This window comes from Paenibacillus sp. KS-LC4 (genome assembly GCF_036894955.1).
In the GTDB taxonomy this organism is placed as follows: domain Bacteria; phylum Bacillota; class Bacilli; order Paenibacillales; family Paenibacillaceae; genus Pristimantibacillus.
This window is the reverse complement of record NZ_CP145905.1, coordinates 529,899-553,785: the sequence shown is the minus strand read 5'-3', so window position 1 is coordinate 553,785 and position 23,887 is coordinate 529,899. Positions and strand designations below refer to the sequence as shown.

Sequence of the window (23,887 nt, the reverse complement as noted above, 5' to 3'; positions counted from 1 at the left end):
AACCTGTATAAGAGGTTGGTCTTCAGAAATCTCATTTTTCACATGAAGCGAGGAGCCTGTCTATGAAACAAATGATAAGCGATGAACAGCCTGATATTCTTATTTTCAAAAAATTTCTTGTTCAGCTTATCCGTAATTATCTGTTTGGCGGGTCTGTCGCTGTACTTGGGGTTGGAAGCATTCTAATATTTTCAACCTTGCAGCTGACCAGCATTGAATTTTTTCGGCTGGCGCTTCTGCTTATCGTGTCGCTGCTCATCATGTTCAGCTGTGAATGGCTGGCTTTCAAGCGACACATCAAGCCTATACGCGTTATTTTTCACATGGAAGCTACTTCTGCCCAGCTTCGAGAGGCCTATTTGCAAGTACATAAGTTTCCGCTCCTATCGGTTAAACGAACTGTTGGCCCCCATTTTCTAGGTTTGGCGATTCCCGTGGGCAGTCTTACTTATATAGCTATAAAGCTGCAATGGATTGTATTCCCTTACTACTATATTGCAATAGGTGCGGCATGTGCGGTGCTTATTGCGGCGATGCATGCCATGCTAGAGTTTTTTCTGACAACTAGGGCGATACCGCCGCTCATTACGCACATACGCGCGCTGCATATTAAACGGTTTAACGCTGATTTGACGCTTGAGGGGCAGGTTTTAATGACGATCCAGCGTAAGTTTTTGCTCAGCGCCTTTATTATCGGGACGCTGCCGATGCTTATGTTCAGCCTTGCAACGCAAATTCGCATAGAGGGCTTCACCACTGCCGATTCCAATTCCGCCGCCTATTGGCAATGGGCCATCATCATTCTCATTATTGGCATTTTATTTTCCTGGCTTAGCGCATCGCTGCTCGCCAAAGACATTCAAGCGCCCATTGAGACGCTCCAGCAGGCGATGGTCAGCGTTCAGGAGGGCAATTTCGACCATAAAGCCGAGGATATTTATTCGGATGAATTTTCTAAGCTCGTTGCCGGCTTTAATCATATGGTCGATGGCTTGAAGGAACGCGAGAAGCGCAACGCTCAGCTGCTGCAAAGCTATTTCATTACACTCGCTGCGGCGCTTGAAGCCCGAGACCAATATACTGCTGGACATTCGGAGCGTGTAGCTGAATATTCCATCCTCATTGGGCAGCTCGCTGGCTGGGACGATTCCGTATTGGATACGATTCGCAAATCGGCGCTGCTCCATGATATTGGCAAAATCGGTGTCCGCGACGCCGTGCTGCTGAAGGACGGCAAGCTGACCGATGAGGAGTTCGACCAGATCAAGCAGCATCCGATTTTAGGCGAAAATATTTTGCGGCGCATTGAGCCGGCCGACGCCATGGAGCATCTGCTTCCGGGCGTGCGCTCCCATCATGAGCGCTATGATGGCAAAGGCTACCCCGATGGGCTGACAGGTGAAAATATTCCGCTGCTCGGCAAGGTTATTGCCATCGCCGATGCCTTTGATGCAATGACCTCTGATCGCCCCTACCGCAAGGGCATGACCGTGAGCAAGGCGCTTAGCATTTTGGAGGAGGGCAAAGGAACACAGTGGGACCCTTATTTAACGGGGCTGTTCGTCGGCTGGCATAAGGAGCAGAAGCGGCAAGCTTCGGAGGCTACGCGTGCAGAGGCTTAAGAACTTTCGCTAGCCGTGCGTAGATCGTTAGAAATAAACGAAATACAGCCAAAAAGAAAATTGCCCCTGGAGCAATCTCTTTTTGGCTGTATTTAATTTTCTTTTAGATGATAGCCTGGATTTATTTTTCTATACGTTAGTAGGAGGGATGGGATCAATAATACATATACAATAGCCGTATAATGAAACATAGCTATCATATTTGTTTGATTTAGTAGTTTTGGAATGATCAACAGAGAGGATATAGTAAATAACTGAGTAAGTACACTAACTATTTGAAACATAAAAGATTTATTTACAAAAAGAAAAGCAATATCATTACCTAATCTTATGAATAGACTGAATATCATCCCACGACCTACTTGCGAAATCGTGAAAAATAGCAGCGAGACAGCCGAATATTTCTCGTTCATCAAAAATAATGGCAGTGATAGAACTAAACAAATGATTAAAATAGAAACAAAAATGCTTTTTTTAGATAAAAATCGAGCAAAGATTACACCACCAAGAATGGAAGATACCGTTGTGCAGGCATACGCTAGGTTTGAGTTAAAACCATTTTGGACAATAAAAAAAACAGACCAATATTGATAAATAAACTGTGACCCGCCTACAAATAGAATGGAGCACAATAAATACAGGAAAAATTCCGGTTTCTTTATTTCAGATATACTTTCAAATTTATTTTTCTTCACGTCTTTATTCACGCTTTTATCCAATACATTCGCTCTATTATCTTTAAATCCTAATAGCTTTAACAATATATAAATAATAATAGGGTACGAGAACATCCCAGCGAAGCTTAAAATAAATGGAATTTCTATGCTATGCTTATATAGATAAGCTCCTACACTCCCGCTAATAAAAGTGAATAAGCTTGATAACGAGATTGTATAGCCCATAATACTCGGCTTAATTCTAACATTATGCTCTTGTTGGTATTGATTTGTGTACGAAAGAAGCGTGCCTGATGAAAAAGCAAAACCCATACCATAAACAAACTCAGCGACAGCAAAGCTGCTATAATTATATGAATTTGCTAATAATAAGAAGCTAATTGCCATTGTCAAAGCGGATAATGATAGCACCTTAAGACGCCCAAAACGATCTGATAAGTAACCCGCGGGCAAAGCAAATATTAATAGAGCAACGATCTGGAATGATTTTACCGAACTAACATCTCCGATAGTTAGTCCTCTATCTAAGTAATATACAGAGTATATAGCTTGAAAGAAGCTTCTAAATAACTCAAATAATACAAACAGAGAAACGAAGAAAATGGATATCTTATGCTCGCATTTCATATGATTCATAACTTCCTCCATTTAGATAAAGAGAACCTCATCCTTTTTGAAAATCCTCACATTTATACACCTTTAATTATTTTTTGTGTATTTTTATTCCATTAATACTTTTATCATAATCACTTAATTTTTACAACTATTTTTATAGGTACTTGTGATGAGTGCCTACCAATATTTCGTCGTCTCCTCTACGAGAGCTATGAAGGTAACTTCCTCAAATTTTCATTTTTCTGATTCGAATTAAATAAAAAAACCAGGTCGTGTAAATGACCTGGGCTCCTCGACATCTCTATAAGCTTTTTGAAGCAAATTTTTATAAAGACGTTTGAAAGTTTGGATTAACGTTTAATTAATTGGAAATCATCATAATGGAACCCCGGAGAAACAATACAGGAGAACAGCGATGGCTCATCGCCAATCGGCTGCGACATTTGCCACTCGCCTGCCGGCACTACCGCTTGCGGCTGCTGACCGTTCAGCACATCGCCGCCTACAATAATTTCCTTTCTGAGCGTTGGATCGTCTGCCGTGCCGCCTAGTGAGAGCGTAATTGGGCCGCCCGAATGCCAAATCCACAGCTCATCAGATAGTACTTTATGCCAATCTGACATCTCATGCGGATGCAATAAAAAATAAATCGAGGATGCTGCGGCACGCGGTCCAGAATAAGCCTCACCAAGCAGCTCCTGCGGAATTTGGAAGGAAGCCTTCCACAATTCTTTATACCAACCGCCCTCTACATGCGGTTTTAAGCCCAACGCTTCAACTAACGGCGAAATCGCCTTGTTCGCTTCACTCATCATTCAGTCTCCTTCCAGCTGGAAAAAATGCTTATTTCATTTAATTCCCCCAGTGTATCCAACACTTGGGACAACGTCAATACCTTTCGCGGCAGCCTTGTGACATTCGGCCTACAATCATTTATAATAGTAATAAGAGACAGGGGGTGAACAGATGAACAACGATGTTTTGCAGCAGTTGGCAAGGCAAAGCCGGCTAGTGAAAGGCCTGATCATATTAGCCTTGCTATGTACAGCCTTACTATTTGCTTATCAAGCGGAGGATCTGCCCGAATTAAAATCTCCCTCCGATCAATTAACGATTGCAGCAGGCGATCATCATGGTGTGGCGATCCGATATCATTCCGGCATTTTGAAGCAGCTTTCCCAGACAACGCTTGTAGGCATCACCCTCATTTTAGGCTTGCTCGCATGCCGAAAGCAGCGGCTGATCCCACTATCTATTCGCCGTGCCTTTATACCGCAGCATTTAAAGGATTTATTTTTGATGCCTGTTAAATTCACCGGAAGCTTTATATAGTTCGTTTGCCAGCATTATACGTATCCGTCCTATTGCGATAACTACACAAACTCACAATATAGGAGCTGGCGAAAATGAATATTAGAGAATCGGATTTACCAGGCATTGGACGTAAGTATCAAATGGAGACGAGAGGCGGCGACAAGCTCGTTGTCGTCATCCATGATGACGGAAGAAGAGAAATGTACCATTTTGAATACGATGATCCAGATGACAGCATTTCCATGGTATCCATGGATGACGAGGAGGCCCGTCAGGTTGCTGCCATTATTGGAGGAATGACCTACACGCCGAAGGCGCTTGAGACGATTGAAGTCGCGCTCGACGATTTGACCATTGAGTGGTATAAAGTCGAAGCCGGCGCAAGCTGCGTAGGCAAAACAATCGGGGGTTCGGATATCCGTAAGCGGACGGGGACGACGATTATCGCCGCGATTGATAAAGATGGCAAGCATATTAATCCGGGTCCGGATTATATTTTCAAAGCCGACTCTACACTGATTGTTGCAGGTGAACGCCCGCATCTTAAGACGCTTAAGCAATTGCTCGTGAATGGGAGCCGTTAATTATGGATCATCTGGTGCTGGAGATTGGTCTCGCCGTCACTTTGATTGCCCTAGTCGGCTTACTAGCAAATAAAGTAAAATTTTCAGTCATACCGTTTTATATTTTGATCGGGATGGCTGTGGGGCCACATGCTCCAAAATTCGGCGTTTTCGATTTCCGCTTTATCGAAAGCGCCCCCTTCATTGAATTTCTCGGCCGATTAGGCGTATTGTTCCTGCTCTTCTATCTCGGTCTGGAATTTTCGGTCGGACGTCTGATGAAATCAGGTAAAAGCATCGCCGTAGGCGGTACCATTTATATTATTATCAATTTCACGCTTGGACTTGTTTATGGCTTCTCCCTAGGCTTCCCGCTTGAGGAAACGCTCATAATGGCCGGTATTACAACGATTTCATCAAGCGCCATCGTTGCGAAGGTGCTTGTGGACTTGAAGCGAACCGCGAATCGTGAAACCGAGATGATTCTCGGCATTATTATGTTCGAGGATGTTTTCCTCGCTGTGTATATTTCCATCCTCTCCGGGCTTGTACTCAGCGGCTCCAGCTCGGTTGGCGGTGTACTCCTCTCCGCATCCTATGCGCTTGGATTTATGCTCCTTGTTCTCGTAGTTGGTCGCAAAGCTGTTCCTCTGTTGAACAAAGTATTAAATATCCGCTCGAATGAGTTGTTTCTTCTGCTGATCTTTGGCGCCCTGTTCCTCGTTGCAGGCTTCTCCGAAACGATTCACGTCGCAGAAGCGATCGGTGCCCTGCTCGTTGGACTCGTACTTGCCGAAACCGCTCATATGAAACGGATCGAGCATCTGATTTTACCGTTCCGTGATTTCTTCGGCGCTATTTTCTTCTTCAGCTTCGGTCTAACGATTGATCCAACAGCGCTTGGAGGCGCGGTATGGCTATCGCTAGGTGCGGTTGCCATTACGCTGTTCGGGAACGTGCTTGCAGGCATGCTTGCGGGTAAAAGCGCAGGCCTCTCGCCTAAAGCTTCCGCGAATATCGGACTGACGATCGTCTCGCGTGGCGAATTTTCGATCATTATGGCGAATCTCGGCAAAGCCGGGGGATTGATGGAATTGCTTCAGCCATTCGCAGCCTTGTATGTCTTACTGCTTGCGATTTTGGGACCATTGCTCACCAAGGAATCCAAGCTCATCTACAACGGTATGAACAAAGTATTCCGCTTTGATCACAAGAAGGCTAAAGACAAAGAACCACTCAAAGAGCCGGACGTGTCCAATTAAACGACGTGTCTGCATATGCAGCCTAAATAATTAACAAGCCTGCCTCAACCGACGAAGTGTTATTTTCGCGGGTCAAGGCAGGCTTGCTTTTTTTTTTGAAATATAAGAATTTATAAGTTTTCTCGTATAAATGGGCTTATATTTCATCGACAAAGCTCTTCGCGTCCTAGAAGGACGATGAAGTCGTTTTTGCTTGTGTATCCGATTACTTTAAAATAAGCACGCTAGTCGATGCCATCTTTAAAGTTTTTGCTCCAATTTTTGTCGCCTTTATGAACGAAGTCCTCTACTGTCTTCTGCAACGTGTTTACAAGCTCTTCCTTGATTCTGGAAATTGTGTCATAAAAAACAACTTCCTCTGCCCCTGAAATTTTCACGCCAGCTACAGCCTGCGTAGCAGCGATACGACGGTGCTCCGCTTCAAAGCTCTCCAACGCCTGCAGAGCATGCTCTACATAATGGGATAATTCCTGATGTTCCTTCGGAAGCTGAGCTTTAAGCTCTTGAATACGTGTTTTTAATGACATTAAAATCACCTCTGTGTTAGTATTTGGCTCTGTATGCTTTTACTATAACCGATTTTTATGCGCTGAGCATCCCAAAATATGCGTATAGAGCGATTATGCGCCGTTCCCCAGCGGATTCATCTGCACCATGACCTGCTTGCCGCTTACTTGAATGCCGGACTGTGGCTTGCCTTGCCCTTTCAAATCGGCGAGCAGGCGCTCCAGCAGCGTTTTGCCCTCGACCCCCTGCTTATTGCCTTGAACACGCACGACGAGCTGTACGGCGTTCCCCGATTCCAGCAGCTTCGCTGCCTGGCGGTGCTTCGTATCATAATCATGCTGCTCAATATCTACACCAAGACGCAGCTCCTTCACCTTAAATGGCTGGCCTTGCGCCTTCTCCTGCCGTTTGGCCTGAATAGCCTCCTGCTTCGCAGTACCGCGTCCCATCAGCTTGCAGGGCGGTGGACTGCTCATTATAGACAAGCATACGAGATCTGCCTTGTGCTGCTTTGCCAGCGCGAGTGCCTCGGCGCGGGAAACGACACCAAGCGGCTCGCCGTTTAGTCCAGTCAGCTCTACCTCAGAGGCTTTGATTTTCTCATTCATCAGCATCGTAACAACCTTCTTTCTGCTGCTCTGTTCTATTTTAGTCGTCCAGCTAATCGCAGCTCATGATACAGCTAATCGCGCTGCTACTCTTGATGCTGCTGAATCAAATCCATCTTCATCTGCCACGTTTTCTCGCTTAAATGAATCGGGTAAAATTCCGGGTTCAGCTTGCGCTTCACTTCCGGCAGAAAGCTGCTCAGCTGCTCCTGATGAAACTGCCTAACCTGCGCAAGGGACGGCAGCTCATATACGAGGCTGCCCTTGTCGAAAATACATTTCAGCAGCGGAACAGCCTCATAGCCGTTCACGTATTTGTACAAATACGGGTGCAGCGGATCAAACAGCTTCAGCCTGCTGCCATCCGGCTTCTCTTCCTCGCCGCGTAATGCAATATAATCGGCACGCGCCTTCCCCGTATTCAGGTTGCGGATACGGAATACATCCTTGCGCCCCGGCGTCGTCACCTTCTCGGGATTCGCAGACAGCTTGATGACGGGCACGTAACGCCCGTCCTTCCAGCGAGCGGTCAGCTTGTATACGCCGCCCAGCGAAGGCTGGTCCGCAGCGGTAATCAGCTGCGTGCCCACACCCCACGTATCAATGCGCGCCCCCTGCGCCTTGAGGTTAAAGATCAGCGTCTCATCGAGATCATTCGATGCCACGATCTTCACATGCGGCAGCCCCGCAGCATCCAGCTGCTTGCGCGCCTCCTTGGACAATAGCGCGAGGTCGCCGCTGTCGAGGCGAATCGCGCTGAGCTGCTTGCCTTGGCTCTCCAACCAACGAGCGGTCTTAATCGCATTCGGCACGCCGCTTTCCAGCGTATCGTACGTATCGACGAGCAGCGTTACCTGATCCGGCAGCGCCTCGGCATATTTCATGAAGGCCTCCTCCTCGGTATCATGCCCCTGCACCCAGGAGTGGGCATGCGTCCCTTTAGCCGGGATGCCGAACAGCATTCCCGCGCGCATATTGGACGTCGCATGGAAGCCGGCGATATAAGCGGCACGCGCGCCCCAGACGGCGGCATCCGCCTCCTGCGCCCGCCTTGTCCCAAACTCCAGCAGCGTATCGCCGTCCGCGACCTGCACAATACGCGAGGCCTTCGTCGCAATCAGCGTCTGATAATTCATAAAGTTCAGCAGCGCCGTCTCAATAAGCTGCGATTCAAATATCGTACCCTCTACGCGAATAAGCGGCTCATTAGCGAATACGATCGTGCCTTCCTCCATCGCATACATACTGCCGTTGAAGCGAAACTGTCGCAGCCGTTCGAGAAAAGCGGGCTCGTACTGCTCCTCCTGCTCAGCCAAGTAGGCAAGCTCCTCTTCGCCAAAGCACAGCTCTTCCATATATTTCACTATGCGTTCAAGTCCCGCAAATACAGCATATCCATTGCCAAAAGGTAGCTTGCGGAAATACGCCTCGAATACTGCCGGCGTATCTGCCGTTCCATTTTTCCAATGCGCATACATCATGTTGATCTGATATTTATCCGTATGCAGCGTTAAGTTTGCGTTATTCACAGACACAAGTCACTCCGTTCTAAATGATGTCTGACAGGGGCTGTGAAGAAGGATTGTCCAGGCCTGATGAACAGCGGTGCTGCCTAAGTGAAACGGCTATCGCCTTCCTTTTCTGAAAAACAGCTTTACCATTGCCAGCAGCAGCAAGCACACCGCAATTCCGATGCACGCTCCTGTAAAATCAACGACCACATCCATACGGTTGCCCGTCCGGTTCAGACTGGTTAACTGATTGCGCTCATCAAGCGCCGCCAAACTCACCGCCGCAACAATCGACAGCATCGCCGGCGCAAGCAAACGACCCTTCATGACGACCCGCAGCAGCATAAACCAGATTGCTCCTAGCATAGCATAAACGAACAGATGGGCGCTCTTGCGAAAAATAAATTCAACAAAATGATACGGGTTCGTTTTGGCCTCAATCGTCTTGCCTAAATACGTAATGGATAAATCAGGCAACAGGCGGATCAGCTGCTCCTTCCCAATCCAAGCTTGCAGCTTCGGCCTTATCGTCTGCTGGTCAAAGGACTGCGAGGAGAGATGAAACACAAACAAAATCCAAGCGGCCAAAATAACAAGCCATATCCCTATTATATAACGGTTGCTCCTAGTTTCCACCTTGATCAGCTCCTATCCCTTCATTCTGCTCTTTCGAAACAAAATGTTTCATAATTGATCCTAATTGTATCAAATTTACATTCCTAGCTACAACTTGCTAACGCAATGCTTTTAAAAAAATAAACGAAAAGCCCCCGCAGTGAACCGGGGAGCTTTTCAACGATTAACTATAAATCGGCCGCAGCGACCTGCCCGCTTTAAAAAAAGCTGCTTGCTTCATACAGGGCATTATGCCAACGATTCAGCATAGGAAAGCACAGTCGCCAAATCCTTCTCAAATGCGGCGCGGTACTCTGCAATAACGGCTGTGCTGTGCCCGTTTGCCGTCAACCTCGCTGACGTATCCGCTAATATCGCTTCAAAATCACTATTAATTCGGGCAACCTCTGTCTTTGCTTGCAGCTTCACCTGCTCCTTAGTCGCTTCATCCCGCGCTCCCACAAATGCCATATACAAATTCGTCAGCGTTGAGGTAGCTTCGTTTTTGAGCGTTTCAAGCTTGGCTTCCGCCTCGCTTGTAATGACCTCATACGCCAGCTTCGGCGTATTGTCGATTATTCCGCCGCCGCTTCCAGGCTGAGTGCTTCCGCCTGTGCTTGGCTGGCCGCTTCCGCCTATGCCTGTTTGGTTGCCTTCAGCAGTACCCGGCTGAGTACCGCCGCTGACCGCTGAGTCTACTCCGCCTCCTTCACTGCCGTCAGCCTCCGCCTTTTCCTGCTGATATGCGGCGGTTTCCCCTGTTACAGCGCCAGTGCTGTCCCACTTGATCGTAGCGTCTAATGCTTCCGCCATAAAGCGAATAGGCACATAAATCGAGCCTTTATAATAAAAAGCCGACTGATTTACGGGCAAGTCCTGCTCCTTCCCTTCAAATACGAAGGCTGCTTGTACTGGAGCAAGGCGAAGCAAAGCTGGTGCGGCAGACACCTCCGCATTATCGGCTTTATTGGCAAGCATGCCCGCAAGCTGCTCTTTCAATGCCGATGCTTCCTCCGCCGTTGGCTCAGCTACGGTTACCGTCGCCGATTCGCTACTCCATTTCACTGTCTTCTGTAGCGCATAAGAGACGAATCTAACTGGAACATAAGTCCGGCTCTTATATACAAACACATACTGCCCGCTTGGCAGCGCCAGCTTCTGCCCATCAAAGGCCAGATCGACGATAAGCGGCTTGGCATTAATCACTTGATTGGAACTGGAACCGCTGGAACCGCCCTCTGCTAAGGCCGTGTAAGGCAGCAGCAGACAAAGCATAAGTCCGAGAAGCATAGCCGATTTAAGTGTTTTCATAGATTAGTCGTTCACTCCATTCCTCGCCCGGCTCCCTCGCTTGGAAAAGGCTTAGCCCGCAGCAAGCTACAGGGAAACCGTGCTTTTCCTAAAATCATCGCTTATATCAGAGGCAGCAGCAAGGGCCTCGACTCTTATATTCAAATTCGGGCTTTGTCTGCATTTGCCCCTCATTCGATTGATTTCGACAATATTCTTGCGTTCTATTGCATTTGTCCCCTATTGTCCTAGCTCCTCGCGGCCCACAGCAAAGCTTTGTGAAAAATGGAAATTCTCTTGCGGCAAATTTTGCGCGTGGTACAATAACCTTATTATGTAATTCACATAAAAGATAAGGCGGGATGTTATATGTCATATTTATCGCTGAACAGCTGGAGCCTACATAGACTGCTTGGCCCGCTTCATTGGACGTCTTGGGACGCTGAGACGCAAACCCATCAAACGACGGATCATGAGCAGCCCTTAGAGCTGACGCTGCTGGAGCTGCCAGCTGTCGCAGCAGCTAAAGGCTACCAAGCCATCGAGGTGTGCCATTTCCATTTTCCATCTACGGATGCGGCCTATTTGGAGCAGCTAAAGGATTCTTTTTCGGCTGCATGTCTATCCTTTGACACACTGCTCGTCGATTATGGCGATCTTACATCTCCCGAAGCGAAACGCCGAGAAGCTGACTATCAACTGATGCAGCAATGGATTGACGTAGCGGCAGCTTGCGGCGCCAAGCAGGTGCGCATTATCGCCGGGGAAGCGGAGCCAACCGATCACGCGGCCATTCGCCAGTCTGCTGAAGCTTTGGTTAAGCTGGTAGACTATGGTGCTGCGCGCAGGGTGAAAGTCCTAACCGAAAACTTTAAATTGCTAACGAGTGTGGGCGACAGTTGTATGGAGCTGCTGGAGCAGGCAGGCGCTTCGCTTGATATGATTACCGATTTCGGAAATTTCAGCGGGCCAGCCAAATATGAGGATATTGGCCGCACGGCTCTGCGCAGCGTTTCCATCCATGTGAAAGCAATGAATAATGAGCATGGCCATCCCAATCAAGCCGAGCTTCGCCGCTGCCTCGATCAGGTACAAGCATCCGGATTCGACGGCGCTTACGTGCTCGTCTACGATGGGCCGGGAGATATGTGGGAGGGGCTGGAGCGAGTGAAAGCGATTGTGCAGCCTTATATCGCCTAGTCATTCGTTATACAGAGCTAGCAAGCAGGCAAACGGCTGCCCGCTGAACTGTCTCATTTATTAAATAGGCAATGACGTATTTGTAATATACATAGCGTTGCTGCTCGCATATAGAAGAAGCCTTCCCCTACCGTCATCCAAACGGTCGAGAAAGGCTTCTTAATGATGGGAACGATTACGTGCCTCCTAAATAATCTAATTCTTTTTCACCTCTCCTCACCCCTACTCCAATCAACGCTAGCAGGCCTAATAATGAGCATGAGTCCAACATGTCTGAGCGATAAATAAATTCGACGGGCAGCTCCCGGTAAGCCTCGGGCAGTCGATGGGACGCAACTACTCCCTCCCTTTCCGCCTTGGCAATTGAGGATTTGGGCAGCAAAGAGACGCCAAAGCCTGACGATACACCCTTCACGATTAAATCCAATGTCCCAAACTCACGAATTTCATAGAAGGTTAGCCCGCTTGCGTGTAAAAAATGCTCCGCTCTGGCACGATGCGTGCAGCCTACGTCAAAAAAAAGCATCGGCTTCGCTAGCAGATCGCCCATATTGCCACCTCCAGCTTCCGATATGAGCACCAGCTCCTCAGAAAATGCCCGTAAACTACTGACTCCCCGCTCCTCGATCGGACCATATACAAAGGCGCCATCAAGCTCGCCCTTCATAACCCTTTGCACGAGCGAATGGGTACTGCCTGTAGCTAACGATAGCTGGACGTCAGGAAACTCAGACTGATAGTGGGTAAGCATGGGGAGCAAATGAGTGGCTGCGGTCGTCTCAATCGAACCGATTCGCAGCGGCCCCGCTGGCTCGCCAGCATATTTTGTTGTACGAGCCGCTTCTTCCAACAGGTCTAAGATACGGTCTGCGTATTTCAAAAGATTTTCTCCCGCCTCCGTTAATGTCATCCCTCGATTGGAGCGAATGAATAGCGGGAGGCCCAACTCCGACTCCAAATATTGAATCCGGGTTGTAACATTAGATTGCACATAATTCAGCGATTCAGCCGCCTTCGTCGCACTGCCCTCACGGGCAACCGCACGGAATATTCGCAAATCCCCGCTCTCCATCTCACCACCTCTTTTCCACTATGATTATTTATGATAGCGACTATCTGATTCAATCATTTTACCTAATGATTTTCACTGTGTACAATGCGGTTAGCTAAGTATTTCATCAACCATTAATGATAGGAGGAGCTAAAATGAAGGCAGTTTTACATAAGAATGCAAGTGGATTAGAGGGGTTGAATTATGAAGAGGGCGCAAATTTACTGCCCGGTGTGGGCGAGGTCAAAATAAGAATGAAGGCAGCCGGAATCAATCATCGGGATTTATTCCTAATGGCTGCGCGAACTGCTGCCGATGCTCCGCTTATTCTCGGCTCGGACGGGGCTGGTATCGTAGAGGCGGTTGGTGCGAATGCCAAAATCGCTAAGCTCGGCGACGAGGTCATTATACATCCCTGCTTAGAATGGGAAAAAACGGCCGAGGTCCCTGCTGTGCCAAGCATATTAGGCGGTCCGACGAACGGGACATTTGCCCAATATGTCATTGTTCCGGCAGCAAATGTTTTCCCCAAGCCAGCTTATTTAAGCTGGGAAGAAGCAGGCGTACTGCCCCTATCCGCCTTGACCGCCTACAGGGCGCTGTTCACTAAAGGGCAATTGCAGCCGGGCGAGCATGTTTTGATCCCGGGAATTGGAGGCGGGGTTGCTACCTTCGCCATGCTGATGGCGTTAGCAGCAGGGGCAACGGTAAGTGTAACTTCCCGCAGTAAAGCCAAGCAGCAGGCGGCTATCGCCCAAGGGGCAAGCAGCGCATTAGACAGCCATAGCGATTGGCGCCGCAGCTTGGGCCCGCACGCCGTTGATTTAATTCTGGACAGCATTGGGCCGGCAACCTTCGGACAATATTTCGAGGTTATCAAGCCGAACGGACGCATCGTCACCTTCGGCGCCAGCTCCGGGGATGAAATCACGATACCCATCCGGGCGCTATTTTTCCCTCAGGTCAGTGTGATCGGCACTTCCATGGGCAGCCGCGAGGAATTCGCCGCAATGCTGACTTTTATGGAGCAGCACCAGCTGCACCCTGTCATTGATCACGTGTACGGGCTCCCTCAAATCAAAGAGGCCTTTGAACGCATGAAAGACGGTGAACAGTACGGCAACATAGGGATTAGCATGAGCCAGGAGCCACATGATCCTTCTTGAGCTTCATCACATACTTCTCCAGCTGGAGGGTGAGGCTCTTAAGCTCATGCTCCTGCTGAAGCAATCCAAGCAGCGCCTGGATAATGACCACTTTGGGCTGGTCACGTGCAAATTCCTCAGCAAGCGCCTCGGTCGCATCGACGAGTTGGGCTCGTCTAGAGCCTGTAAGCGCTAGCTCCTTAATAACAGCGAGCAAGGCGTCCAGCAATTGGCCGCGCTTCTCTTCAAACGATATCTGTTTGCACTTCATTCCTGGGCTTATTCTATCGAACATCAATACGTCCGTTAAAATAGGCTTCTCCTGCTTAGCCAAAATATTTGCAGCCATTTCCTCCATCCGTTCCAAAACAAATAGGGCAATATCCGGGATGCGTATCGGCCTATTTTCAAAAATCATCAGGAAGTTGAACTCTTTAATAATCCCGCCATATACCGTCACCATATCCCAAATATGAGGCGTTATTTGTTCACCAAGCAGGCGAAGCAGGCTTTTTTTATGAAGGTCGTACATCATCGTTCTCATTTGGATGAAAAAAGGAGCGAGTTCTTTTTTCGTTTTAATTAATTCCTTAATTTCCTGCATAATAAACTTGTTGACCATAAAAAACTCCAGCGTCACTTCCGTTTCCCGCATAAAAACTTCGCGAGGCGAAAGCCCCTCTTCCTTAACAATCCCTGCGAGCTGATCTTCCAACAGCTGCTGCCGACTTTTGTGAACTTCCTTGAATAGTTCTTCCTTCGACTGAAAATATTTATATAAGGAGCCTTTGGCGATTCCACAATCATCGGAAATATCCTGAATGGATGTTGCAGCATAGCCCTTCTCCATAAAATAACGGACGGCAGACTCAATAATTCTGTCTCTAATCAGGCTCAATAAAATCCCTTCTCTCAAAATCATTTGACTTTCAACAAAAAAAAGATAAAATAAAGCCTATCGTGACCGATCAGTTTTACAAAGAAATCATTAGTCAATTTTACGCAATTTACTCCCCCTTCGTCAAGGAGCAGCTTGCTAGGCTGACTGGTGCTTTGAGCTCAGATCGGTATACAAAACCCAAGAGAGGGCGAGGAGCCTACAAATGTCTACACCAAATGCTTCACAATTAGCCTCAGAGGCGGAATTTTCCATCAAATCAATTTTGGCACCGCTTCTGGCCATCATTATTGGAATGATGATGGTTATTTTGGACAGCACCGTCGTCAATGTCGCTGTTCCTAACCTGCAAGAGTATTTCGACAGCTCGCTCAAAACCATTCAGTGGGCAATTACTGGCTATACGCTGGCTCTATCCGCTGTTATCCCGCTTGCCGGATGGATGACCGATAAATTTGGGGCAAAACGAATATTTCTTATTACGATCGCGCTGTTCACACTAGGCTCCATCCTATGCGCATTGGCACAAACGCCTGAGCAGCTTGTATTGTTTCGAATCATTCAAGGCGTTGGCGGCGGCATGGTTTCCCCTATCGGTATGGCCATGATCTTTAAAATGGCGCCGCCGAGTAAACGCGGCGCTGTTATGGGGATGCTCGGAATTCCAATGCTGCTAGCCCCTGCCATTGGCCCGATATTATCCGGCTGGCTGATCGGCTTTGCGTCATGGCACTGGATTTTTCTAATCAATTTGCCCATCGGTATTGCCGCTTTAATTGTCGGGAATAAATTCCTGCCTAATCTTGAACGTCAGAAAGCTCCTGCGCTCGATATTTTGGGGATGATTCTTGCTCCTATCGCATTCGCTATGCTAGCATTCGGTGTCAGCGAAGGGGGAACAGACTGGGGCTCCACTCGCACCTTAACCGGATTAATTGTAGGCGGATCGGCGCTCATTGTGTTTATTATCGTTGAGCTATTGCAAAAACAACCGCTGCTGGAGCTGCGCGTGTTCCGCTCCTCCGATTTTACTCGCAGTATTATTTTATCATGGATTTCACAAATTGCCTTATTCGGGTCCATGCTGATGATTCCTTTGTACCTGCAAAATGTTCGCGGGTTCTCTGCGCTTGAGAGCGGACTTACTACTTTGCCGATGGCCATCTGCTCAATGATCTTTATGCCGATTAGCGGTAAGCTATTCGATAAGCTGGGCGCTCGCCCATTAGCTTTAACGGGTTTATCCATCATTACAATCGCTTTGTTCTCCCTTTCCCAAATTGGGGCGGATACCCCCATCGGTCTCGTTATGATCCCAATTGGCATGATGGGAGCGGGGATGGGCATGTCCATGATGCCGCTTAACACCCATGTGTTGAACTCTGCTCCGCGCAGACTCGTCAGCCGTGTAACGCCTTTGACATCAGCTAGCCAGCAGGTCGTGACCTCCTTTGCCATTGCTGGTCTGACGGGGTATTTTTCGTCACAGTTTACGGTTCATATGTCCGAGGCTGGCGCTAGCAGCAACATGCTGGATAATATGTCACTTGCCTTTGGCGATACCTTCTTCCTATCAGCGGGCATTGCAGCAGCAGGAGTATTATTAAGTCTCATCCTGCGCAAGCCGCAGCTGAAGGATGATCACGAGCAAGAGGAGGATAAACCGGACCCTGCGATGATGATGGGTCATTAATTTCTAGGCAAGATGACTTTTTGCTCTGAGAAGGTTACAATAAAGGGAAGTAAGCTAATATCCATTATTGATTAACGGACAAAAGGAGTGTTACAAATGACACAATATCGTGAAATAGATTCAACAGAGCAATGGGATGCCGCTTTGGAGGGCTCCAAGGATCGTGCTCTGGTTGTTTTCAAGCATAGTACAACTTGCCCGGTCAGCGCGAACGCGCACCGCGAATTTACAGCTTATCTGGAGGCTAATCCGCGTCAGAATACCGATTATGTCCTTGTAAAGGTCATCGAATCCCGCCCTGTATCAAACAAAATTGCTGAAGATACGTCGGTTAAGCACGAGTCTCCGCAAATTATTTTTATCCAAAACCAAGAGAAGGTTTGGAGCGCTACGCACTGGGCGATCACATCCGAGCATATTACGGCTGTTCTCGACTAATTGCCTTGTAAAGGCTGCCCGATAAACTGTCTTACAAAAGCTTAAAAGCCGAGCCGCTTGTTTCTGAAGTGCTCCCCGTCAAGTAGACAGTCAAAAAAACAAAAAAACAGTTCAGATGGATACCTTAACTCGGATGACGTGCTAAGGTATCTTTGTTATACCGCTCTGCGGTATTCATTTGGAGACAAGCCGTCCAGACATTCCGTATAACGGTAGTTGTTATAGTAGTTCATATAACGGCGAACGGCGCTGTATAGGCTCTCATAGGCATCATACTTCGTAAGATAATAACTTTCTGACTTATACGTACCCCAAAATCGTTCAATTGGCTGGTTATCCAAGCATCGACCCACACGAGACATGCTCTTCGTAAATCCATACTTCAATTGAAGCCTTTTATACTCATGGGACGTGTACTGAAAACCTCTGTCACTCTGGATCATCGGGGACACACCTGGATTTTTGGTATACGCTTTTTTCAGCGTATCCATCACGAGTTTATTGTTGTTGGAATGACTGAGCACCCATGAAACAATGGCGTTGTCGTACAGATCTATAACAGCGCTTAAATACGCTTTACGCCCATTTCCGTATTTCAGTTCGGTTACATCCGTAGACCATTTTACATTTGGAGCAGAGGCATCAAAGTCGCGATTCATTTTATTCTCAGCCACATGGAGCGCTGTGGCACTTACGTAATGTGGCCGTTTTTTACGAATGACTGCTTTTAGCTCCAGCGCACGCATGATTCGGTAATAGCGCTTTTTGTTGTACTTCTGGTTCAGCTTTCGATTTAACTGGGTTCGCATTTGGCGATAGCCCAAAATCCCATCTCGCTTTTCATAATGACGCTTCACTTCTTTAGCAAGCATACGTGCTTCACGTTCTTTGGCAGAAGGTGTCCACTTTAACCACTTGTAGTAGGCAGATCGAGCCACACTAGCTAACGCGCATAATGCTGCAATCGCGTATCCTTTCTCAACGTATAGTTCTTGTATCGCTTGATACCGCTGTACATGTCGAACCAGCGTTAACGTGGTTTTCGTCGCTCGATCTCTGCCAACTTTTTTGCGAAGGCATTCTCCATCTCTAGGTATTCATTTCGGGCTTCTAGTTCTTTGATCCGTAGCTTGAGTCGTTCTTGCTCGCCGAGTTCTTCTACAGGCTTTTTACGTCCCCGACCATCCTGAAGGGCTCCTTCTTGACCTGCTTGGTATTTTCGTACCCATGCATATACCTGTTGATAAGATACACCAAACTTCTCCATCGCTTTTGAATAATCCAAGTCATGAGCCAGCGTATATTGTGCGATTTCAATCCGTTCTTCAAGCGTTGTCTTACGTCCTTTGTTCATAGGAGATCGTCCTTTCCCTTTACGCGCAGGTTTCCATTTGATCTCCTCAGTATACTTGGTTAGCCATTTCGACAACACACTTCTGCTTGAAATATGATATTTTTCTGTTGCGGCAGTTAAGGATAAACGACCAGACACAACATCCTGGATTGCATCAAGCTTCAATTCCTTGGCATACGTTTTCCACGTTTTCGATTCCGTTAACCCGTCCAATCCATGTGCGCTATATTTTCTGATCCAATCCTTGACTGAGTCCTGGCTCACCCTCATGTGTTTAGCCTCAGCATTTGGGTTGGAACGGTAATCCAGACATCGTTGTACAATTTGTAGTTTGATTTCTAAAGGAACAGGACTTCTTTTTGACATGAGAAAAACCCCCATCATGAGTAGACGTAGAAATTTTTGTTTTTTCTACTGTCTACTATGATGGGAGCGTACCATTTCCGCAAGCGGCTCGGCTTTTTTGAATCTATTCGAATCTGTTCGAATCTAAATGAATCTATTTGAACGGAACTGGCCTCGCCTTCGTTCATTCAGATGACTGACAAAAAACGGTGCCCCGGTCGTTATCGACCAGGAGCACCGCCTTCCTTAACTGCCTAACAGGAATCATTGTTATTCGTATAATACGGAAAGCACCTTGGCAATTACGACTGCCGATTGTGCCCGAGTTGCCGTCGCCTGTGGCGCGAAAGCACCATTGCCCATGCCAGAAATCAGTCCAAGCTGCTTGATGGCAGCTACTGCTTCCTGTGCATAATCGGAGATTTGCTCGGCATCTGTGAAGGAGGCTGATGCATTCGCAGGCTGCACTGCTCCTGCATCGGCTGCGAATCCGCTTTGCTTCGCAGCGCGGTACAGCATAACCGCCATTTCCTCACGTGTAATAGAGGCATGGATGCCGAAGGAGCCATCCACCCTGCCATTAATAATGCCATTCTGCTCCGCGGCAAGGACTGACTGCTCATACCAGCTGCCAGCCTTAATGTCGCTCAGCTTCGTTGTAGCACCTTCCTTGCTCTTCAAACCGAAGGCCTGAACGAGCATATGCACAAACTGCGTCCGGGTTACGCTGCCGGCAGGCTGGAACTTGCCTGACGCTGTACCTTGAACGATGCCCTTAGCCGCAAGGCCTTCAATGGCAATCTTCGCCCATGGATACTGTGCGATATCATCAAACGAAGCATTTGCATAAGCTGCCGCATAACGGCTGAAATGTGCTGCCTTGAATACGATTACTTGCTCCGACTCACGGTACACAGCGCTATGGACAGCTTCTACAGTACCGTTGCCGTTCAAATAGTAAACGACTGCCTGATGCGGCTGCTCGCCTGCTTTCAGCGTATAAGGCAAGGATACTTCCACTTGCCCGTCGCTCCATGCGAGCTGCTTGCCATCTTGAACAAGCGTCAAATCATACACTTGGTTCGCGCCAACCTGCGCGCGCTCCTCAGCTGTAAGGGCAGCCGGGTTTACTTTCTCGGCTGTAAAGGCCAGCGTTGCAGCGGTGTTTTGCGCCGCTGCTCCGGCAAGGGCTTCGACGGAGACGCTGATGCGCACGCCGTCCAGCCATACATGCAGCACCGGAACGTTGTGATCGGTCAGCTCTTTAATTGCAGCCGCTGGCAGCTGTACGACTGCCTGCTGCGATGCAGCTGCTGGTACGACGCGAATCGTGACGTCGTTCCCGCTTGCCTGCGTCGCCGCCTTGCCCAGCTCGCTGGCGGTGACAGTCGCGACCAGCTTGCCGGAAGCATCCGGCAAGCCGCTTGCGATTGTAATCACAGCAGCCGATGGCGCTGCTGTTGGTTGTGGGCTAGCTGCCGACGTACCCGACCCCGACGAGTTGCCTGGCGTTACTGCCGGAGATGCCGTTGGCGTCGGCGTCCCTGGTGTTGGCGACACAGGAGCTACTGTCGGTGTTGGTGTTGGTATGTCTGACGTTGGTGTCGCCGGAGGTACTGTTGGCGTTGGCGTCGGCGTTGGCACCTCTGGTTCCGTCGCCGCTTCCAGCCCCGCAACCGCAGCTGTCACTGCTGCCGCGCTTGCAGCTACCTGCGACTGCTCGGCTTCCTGATCTGCGCTTACTCGCTGCGCAGCAGCCAAAGCTTCAGCAAGCACAGACCAGCTTGCCGACGTGTACTCGCTTTGCGTCAAACCAGCTGCTTCAGCGACAGCAGCATCCAGCTCGGTTTTATCGGCCAAAGCAAGCCCGAATGCCTTGAAGTCCATCATACCGACCCAGCCTTGACCCTCTGTAATGGTCACCTTGATATAACGGCCCGTATTGTTGCCTGTCAGCTTGTGGCTGTCTGAAGGCATCGCCAGCGTCTTCGTATCCGCCGCGGTACGGAACGTTACACCATCATCGGAAATTTCCACCTTGTAATGGACAACGCCCGCCCATTTGTTGAGCACTACTTTTTTCACCAGCGAGGCTTGGCCCAGATCGGCCATCCACCAGCTATCCGCTCCTTTATCCGTACCCCATGATGTGCCTTCATTTTGATCGACTGCACCTTCTGGAGCGTTGGCCTTGCCGCCGCCGCTGCCTGCGTTGCTCGATGAAGTCGCCGCTTTAAACGCAGCAATATCCTGCAAAGGCTTAAGATCATGAATCGCTGCGGCAAGTGCCTCCGTCGCAGCCACAACCGCCGTTTGAACGGCCTGGTCATCGCTGTTTACCGCCTTCGCATTCCCCAATGCAGCTTGCAGCAACGCCCATCCAGCCGCATAATATTCCGCGCTGTCGAGCTGCTCAGCCGATAAAATGGTAGTGACAAGTGTGCCTTTGTCCACGTTAGATAAGCCATTCAGCGCTGCCTGCAAGCTGGCAACCGCCTGATTGACGATCGTCTGTGTTGCTCTTTCATTACCCGACGCCGTCCGTGCGACAGCAAGGGCATTTTGCAGCGCCTGCCAGCTTTTTACTGACCAGTCCGCCTCTTGCTTCGTTTCGGCATCAGCAATCAGCTGTGTCAGCGCCGCTTTATCCGCAGCTATCACTTCAAGACCATCGACTACGGATACCAGCTGCGCCTCCGCCGCATCCACCTCAGCCTGCGTTACGCCTTGAGCCGTATACGCTTGATCATGAACGAGCTGCGCCTGATTGATAGCAGGTGCGAGCTGCGGCCAGCTCTGCGGCGTAAAATCTGCCTGCACGAGCGACTTTGCTTCAGCAATGGCTGCCGCCAAATACTGGCGATCTGCCGGAGCTGCCGTTAAGCCATGCTTATACACGTTCAAGGAATCCAGCGCATAGCCCTTGTAAGCATATCCGCCGTTAGCTGGATATTCATCATAATCGAACATCGCATGATTTTCCCACGCGTCGCCTTCAGACGCAATCCAGCCTACATTCGATGGAATCCATGCCGGCTCCCAATAGAAAAATCCGGCTCCCTTGTTATTCTCTACGCCCGAAATCAAATCCATAATCGTTCGTATCGCGTCATATTGACCTTGAACGGTTGCGTCCCATATTGCCCCGCCCGTTTTCAGCTTCTGGTCGGAACTGATAATATTTTCATGGGCATCGCCATTTTTATAAGAGAACGGATAGGAGGTTTCGGCAATAACCACTTCTTTGCCGTAACGCAATGCCATATCGTCCATGTTGCTTTTCACTGCTTCCAGCGTTCCGTGCCAGAACGGATAATAAGATAACCCGATAATATCGTAATCGACTCTACCGTCGATGCCGTCAAAGAAATAGCGGAAGGTCGAATTTTTCCCGCCTTCAGCAAGATGAATCATTATTTGCACATTATCGCCGCCAGGTATGGCGCGGACAGCGGATGAACCACTGTTCAGCAGCAGCGACTGATCGTCAAAATTAACCGAACCGCCCTTGCCCGTGAGCACACCACTGTTAATCTCATTCCCAATTTGCACCATGTCAGGCATCGCATTTTCTGCCTGCAATTCGGAAATGACCTCATACGTGTAATCATATACCGCCTGACCCAGCTCAGGCATCGTCAGGTTTTTCCATGCCGCGGGGCGAACCTGCTGGCCTGGATGCGCCCAGTCATCCGAATAATGGAAATCGACGAGCAGCTTAAGCCCCTTCGCCTTCACTCGCTTCGCGAGTCTCAGCACATCCTCCTTATCATTGTAGCCGCCTGAGTTTTGCGGATCATTCCATACCCGCAGCCGCACGTAGTTGACGCCGCGGTCTTTAAGAATGTCCAGCAGGTCGCGCTCCACGCCATTGCTGTCGTAATATTTGCCCCCGTTGTCCTCAATCGCGGTCAGCGTCGAAATATCAACCCCGCGAATAAAATCATCGCGGTAGCCAAGCACCGTTACGGACGCTTTCGGCTGCAAGGCTGCGCCCGCCACCGTTCCTTCTACTTCAAAGCTTCCTGCACCCGTATAGCTCTGTGGGTCAACAGCGTCCCATGCCACATCGACCAGCCCAAAGCTGCCATCTGCATAGGCAGCATTCACCTGTGCCGGAAGACTCGGAGCGGTTCCGCTGTAGGTTTCTAAATTTACCGCGTCATAGCCGATAATGTCCGCTGGATTTTTAACCATTTCCTTCTCAACTACCTTTAACTCTCTAATACCCGGCCACCAGCCGCTTCCTGCATAAAAGGAAATCGTGACGCGCACATAACGCATGCTGTCCGCCTCGAAAGCAAGGCTTGCCGTCTGCTGCTTTGCCGCGTTAGCGGATTTATCGGCAGCGATCGTCCAGTTCGTATCGTCCGGCGATACCTCTACGACATACTTGACGATTTCATCATCCTTCCAAGTAATTTCAACACCAGAAAGATCATATTCGCTGCCCAAATCCACCTTGAACCAGTGTGTCGGATTAACAGCGCTTGCTGCGCTCCATACTGTATCTGGATTGCCATCAACCGCGTTTTCCTTCGGCTGGCCCCACTGTGGATCTATATATTCTTGGCTTGCTGTAACGATTTTGCCAAGCGCCAAATTTGCTGCTGCTGCCTTTACGGCTGCTTGCGGCCAGGCCATTTGCGTCATAAATAGCGCTACGACCAGCACGAGGCTGATGTATCCTTTCCCCTTTTTCATGTAAACCTCTCCCTTGATTATATTGTTTCTCCATGCTTCTTCTAATTGTAAGCGATTTTATGAAAAACGATATACATACCAAAAGCAACATTCCAGCATTTTATACAACATATTTGACGCCGCACATTCCGAATATTGGGAGCGCTATCATTCATAGGATTTTCAGAAGCAGTACCTGTGCAAGCAGGCGCTTTAAAAACGAGCTAGTAGAAAAAATCTGAAATAACGCGCTTAAGCCCCTGCCCGTGGATTTGCGGCGATTTAAGGGAATTAAAGCTAATCTCTTGTTGTTCGCAATCACCATCCGGGAAGTCAATGACTTTGTTGCCAGACACATCATCAAGCTGGGCGGCAAGCAGTTTACGAAAGGGTACAACGGCTGCCCCGCCAAAACCATCACTAACCTATCCTGCTTCGCCTGATGCAGGCTCTTGATCCGAAACGACGAAAGGCCGCTCTCCGTTTCCGGAAAGCA

Annotated in this window: 20 protein-coding genes and 1 pseudogene; 9 read left to right on the top strand and 12 right to left on the bottom strand. The window is 48.8% G+C overall.

Going from position 1 to position 23,887, the window contains the following annotated elements; genetic code table 11:
- Nucleotides 1–62 precede the first annotated feature (62 nt).
- A complete protein-coding gene (locus V5J77_RS02405) occupies nucleotides 63–1,622 on the top strand; it encodes an HD domain-containing phosphohydrolase (protein ID WP_338554195.1) in 1,560 nt (519 codons plus the stop codon).
- Between the two features lie 92 nt (nucleotides 1,623–1,714).
- Here V5J77_RS02405 and V5J77_RS02400 read toward each other — a convergent pair whose 3' ends face one another.
- Both V5J77_RS02400 and V5J77_RS02395 read right to left on the bottom strand, forming a co-directional pair.
- Nucleotides 1,715–2,935, bottom strand: a complete 1,221-nt coding sequence (locus tag V5J77_RS02400; RefSeq protein ID WP_338554194.1) for an MFS transporter — start codon at nucleotides 2,933–2,935, stop codon at nucleotides 1,715–1,717.
- Nucleotides 2,936–3,264: 329 nt separating this feature from the next.
- The gene (locus V5J77_RS02395) at nucleotides 3,265–3,726 is read right to left on the bottom strand and encodes a cupin domain-containing protein (protein WP_046229529.1); all 462 of its coding nucleotides are present in this window, start codon (nucleotides 3,724–3,726) and stop codon (nucleotides 3,265–3,267) included.
- Nucleotides 3,727–3,880: 154 nt separating this feature from the next.
- Here V5J77_RS02395 and V5J77_RS02390 point away from each other — a divergent pair, with 154 nt between their 5' ends.
- From V5J77_RS02390 to V5J77_RS02380, 3 genes are all read left to right on the top strand, one after another.
- Complete coding sequence (locus V5J77_RS02390; protein WP_338554193.1) at nucleotides 3,881–4,246, top strand: hypothetical protein; 366 nt, start codon at nucleotides 3,881–3,883, stop codon at nucleotides 4,244–4,246.
- A 74-nt stretch (nucleotides 4,247–4,320) separates the two neighbouring features.
- The gene (locus V5J77_RS02385; protein ID WP_046229531.1) at nucleotides 4,321–4,812 is read left to right on the top strand and encodes a cation:proton antiporter regulatory subunit; all 492 of its coding nucleotides are present in this window, start codon (nucleotides 4,321–4,323) and stop codon (nucleotides 4,810–4,812) included.
- A 2-nt stretch (nucleotides 4,813–4,814) separates the two neighbouring features.
- Entirely contained in the window at nucleotides 4,815–6,053 is a 1,239-nt protein-coding gene (locus V5J77_RS02380) for a cation:proton antiporter (protein ID WP_338554192.1), read from the top strand.
- A gap of 224 nt (nucleotides 6,054–6,277) precedes the next feature.
- Here V5J77_RS02380 and V5J77_RS02375 read toward each other — a convergent pair whose 3' ends face one another.
- The 5 genes from V5J77_RS02375 to V5J77_RS02355 form a co-directional block, all read right to left on the bottom strand.
- Entirely contained in the window at nucleotides 6,278–6,580 is a 303-nt protein-coding gene (locus tag V5J77_RS02375) for a hypothetical protein (protein WP_338554191.1), read from the bottom strand.
- A gap of 93 nt (nucleotides 6,581–6,673) precedes the next feature.
- Nucleotides 6,674–7,174, bottom strand: coding sequence for a translation initiation factor IF-3 (gene infC, locus V5J77_RS02370; protein WP_338554190.1), 501 nt, complete (start codon nucleotides 7,172–7,174; stop codon nucleotides 6,674–6,676).
- 80 nt (nucleotides 7,175–7,254) lie between these two features.
- On the bottom strand, nucleotides 7,255–8,697 hold the full coding sequence (locus V5J77_RS02365; RefSeq protein WP_338554189.1) for a nicotinate phosphoribosyltransferase: 1,443 nt from the start codon (nucleotides 8,695–8,697) through the stop codon (nucleotides 7,255–7,257).
- A 96-nt stretch (nucleotides 8,698–8,793) separates the two neighbouring features.
- Nucleotides 8,794–9,315 carry a VanZ family protein gene (locus V5J77_RS02360; protein ID WP_338554188.1) on the bottom strand — a complete coding sequence of 174 codons (522 nt, stop codon included), beginning with the start codon at nucleotides 9,313–9,315 and terminating at the stop codon, nucleotides 8,794–8,796.
- Between the two features lie 228 nt (nucleotides 9,316–9,543).
- On the bottom strand, nucleotides 9,544–10,605 hold the full coding sequence (locus V5J77_RS02355; RefSeq protein WP_338554187.1) for a stalk domain-containing protein: 1,062 nt from the start codon (nucleotides 10,603–10,605) through the stop codon (nucleotides 9,544–9,546).
- 348 nt (nucleotides 10,606–10,953) lie between these two features.
- Between V5J77_RS02355 and V5J77_RS02350 the strand changes: the two genes are divergently transcribed.
- Nucleotides 10,954–11,784, top strand: a complete 831-nt coding sequence (locus tag V5J77_RS02350) for a TIM barrel protein (protein WP_338554186.1) — start codon at nucleotides 10,954–10,956, stop codon at nucleotides 11,782–11,784.
- 175 nt (nucleotides 11,785–11,959) lie between these two features.
- Here V5J77_RS02350 and V5J77_RS02345 read toward each other — a convergent pair whose 3' ends face one another.
- Complete coding sequence (locus V5J77_RS02345) at nucleotides 11,960–12,856, bottom strand: LysR family transcriptional regulator (RefSeq protein ID WP_338554185.1); 897 nt, start codon at nucleotides 12,854–12,856, stop codon at nucleotides 11,960–11,962.
- A gap of 134 nt (nucleotides 12,857–12,990) precedes the next feature.
- Between V5J77_RS02345 and V5J77_RS02340 the strand changes: the two genes are divergently transcribed.
- Nucleotides 12,991–14,001 carry a zinc-binding dehydrogenase gene (locus V5J77_RS02340; protein ID WP_338554184.1) on the top strand — a complete coding sequence of 337 codons (1,011 nt, stop codon included), beginning with the start codon at nucleotides 12,991–12,993 and terminating at the stop codon, nucleotides 13,999–14,001.
- On the opposite strand, the gene V5J77_RS02335 is transcribed toward V5J77_RS02340, so the two are convergent.
- Entirely contained in the window at nucleotides 13,967–14,878 is a 912-nt protein-coding gene (locus V5J77_RS02335) for a helix-turn-helix domain-containing protein (protein WP_338554183.1), read from the bottom strand. The two genes, V5J77_RS02340 and V5J77_RS02335, sit on opposite strands and share 35 nt — an antisense overlap.
- Nucleotides 14,879–15,083: 205 nt before the next feature.
- Here V5J77_RS02335 and V5J77_RS02330 point away from each other — a divergent pair, with 205 nt between their 5' ends.
- Nucleotides 15,084–16,571, top strand: coding sequence for an MDR family MFS transporter (locus tag V5J77_RS02330; protein ID WP_338554182.1), 1,488 nt, complete (start codon nucleotides 15,084–15,086; stop codon nucleotides 16,569–16,571).
- A 96-nt stretch (nucleotides 16,572–16,667) separates the two neighbouring features.
- Nucleotides 16,668–17,009 (top strand): bacillithiol system redox-active protein YtxJ, encoded by a 342-nt coding sequence (ytxJ, locus tag V5J77_RS02325; protein WP_338554181.1) that lies wholly within the window; start codon nucleotides 16,668–16,670, stop codon nucleotides 17,007–17,009.
- 155 nt (nucleotides 17,010–17,164) lie between these two features.
- Here the strand turns inward: ytxJ and V5J77_RS02320 are convergent, their stop codons facing one another.
- The 3 genes from V5J77_RS02320 to V5J77_RS02310 all read right to left on the bottom strand — a co-directional run bounded on the left by V5J77_RS02320 (nucleotide 17,165) and on the right by V5J77_RS02310 (nucleotide 23,412).
- Nucleotides 17,165–18,007 carry an IS3 family transposase gene (locus V5J77_RS02320; RefSeq protein WP_338556511.1) on the bottom strand — a complete coding sequence of 281 codons (843 nt, stop codon included), beginning with the start codon at nucleotides 18,005–18,007 and terminating at the stop codon, nucleotides 17,165–17,167.
- Between the two features lie 32 nt (nucleotides 18,008–18,039).
- Nucleotides 18,040–18,729 (bottom strand): helix-turn-helix domain-containing protein, encoded by a 690-nt coding sequence (locus V5J77_RS02315; RefSeq protein ID WP_338554180.1) that lies wholly within the window; start codon nucleotides 18,727–18,729, stop codon nucleotides 18,040–18,042.
- Between the two features lie 249 nt (nucleotides 18,730–18,978).
- Nucleotides 18,979–23,412: a glycosyl hydrolase 53 family protein gene (locus V5J77_RS02310; protein WP_338554179.1), complete on the bottom strand. Its 4,434-nt coding sequence runs from the start codon at nucleotides 23,410–23,412 to the stop codon at nucleotides 18,979–18,981.
- 296 nt (nucleotides 23,413–23,708) lie between these two features.
- Here V5J77_RS02310 and V5J77_RS02305 point away from each other — a divergent pair.
- A pseudogene (locus V5J77_RS02305) lies at nucleotides 23,709–23,819 on the top strand (type I methionyl aminopeptidase); the annotation flags it as partial.
- Between the last annotated feature and the right edge of the window lie 68 nt (nucleotides 23,820–23,887).

Coding starts and splice junctions, on each gene's coding strand:
- V5J77_RS02330 (WP_338554182.1), top strand. CDS start 15,084: ATGTCTACACCAAATGCTTCACAATTAGCCTCAGAGGCGGAATTTTCC.
- V5J77_RS02375 (WP_338554191.1), bottom strand. CDS start 6,580: ATGTCATTAAAAACACGTATTCAAGAGCTTAAAGCTCAGCTTCCGAAG.
- V5J77_RS02310 (WP_338554179.1), bottom strand. CDS start 23,412: ATGAAAAAGGGGAAAGGATACATCAGCCTCGTGCTGGTCGTAGCGCTA.
- V5J77_RS02385 (WP_046229531.1), top strand. CDS start 4,321: ATGAATATTAGAGAATCGGATTTACCAGGCATTGGACGTAAGTATCAA.
- V5J77_RS02350 (WP_338554186.1), top strand. CDS start 10,954: ATGTCATATTTATCGCTGAACAGCTGGAGCCTACATAGACTGCTTGGC.
- ytxJ (WP_338554181.1), top strand. CDS start 16,668: ATGACACAATATCGTGAAATAGATTCAACAGAGCAATGGGATGCCGCT.
- V5J77_RS02315 (WP_338554180.1), bottom strand. CDS start 18,729: ATGTCAAAAAGAAGTCCTGTTCCTTTAGAAATCAAACTACAAATTGTA.
- infC (WP_338554190.1), bottom strand. CDS start 7,174: ATGCTGATGAATGAGAAAATCAAAGCCTCTGAGGTAGAGCTGACTGGA.
- V5J77_RS02355 (WP_338554187.1), bottom strand. CDS start 10,605: ATGAAAACACTTAAATCGGCTATGCTTCTCGGACTTATGCTTTGTCTG.
- V5J77_RS02405 (WP_338554195.1), top strand. CDS start 63: ATGAAACAAATGATAAGCGATGAACAGCCTGATATTCTTATTTTCAAA.
- V5J77_RS02340 (WP_338554184.1), top strand. CDS start 12,991: ATGAAGGCAGTTTTACATAAGAATGCAAGTGGATTAGAGGGGTTGAAT.
- V5J77_RS02380 (WP_338554192.1), top strand. CDS start 4,815: ATGGATCATCTGGTGCTGGAGATTGGTCTCGCCGTCACTTTGATTGCC.
- V5J77_RS02390 (WP_338554193.1), top strand. CDS start 3,881: ATGAACAACGATGTTTTGCAGCAGTTGGCAAGGCAAAGCCGGCTAGTG.
- V5J77_RS02400 (WP_338554194.1), bottom strand. CDS start 2,935: ATGAATCATATGAAATGCGAGCATAAGATATCCATTTTCTTCGTTTCT.
- V5J77_RS02345 (WP_338554185.1), bottom strand. CDS start 12,856: ATGGAGAGCGGGGATTTGCGAATATTCCGTGCGGTTGCCCGTGAGGGC.
- V5J77_RS02395 (WP_046229529.1), bottom strand. CDS start 3,726: ATGAGTGAAGCGAACAAGGCGATTTCGCCGTTAGTTGAAGCGTTGGGC.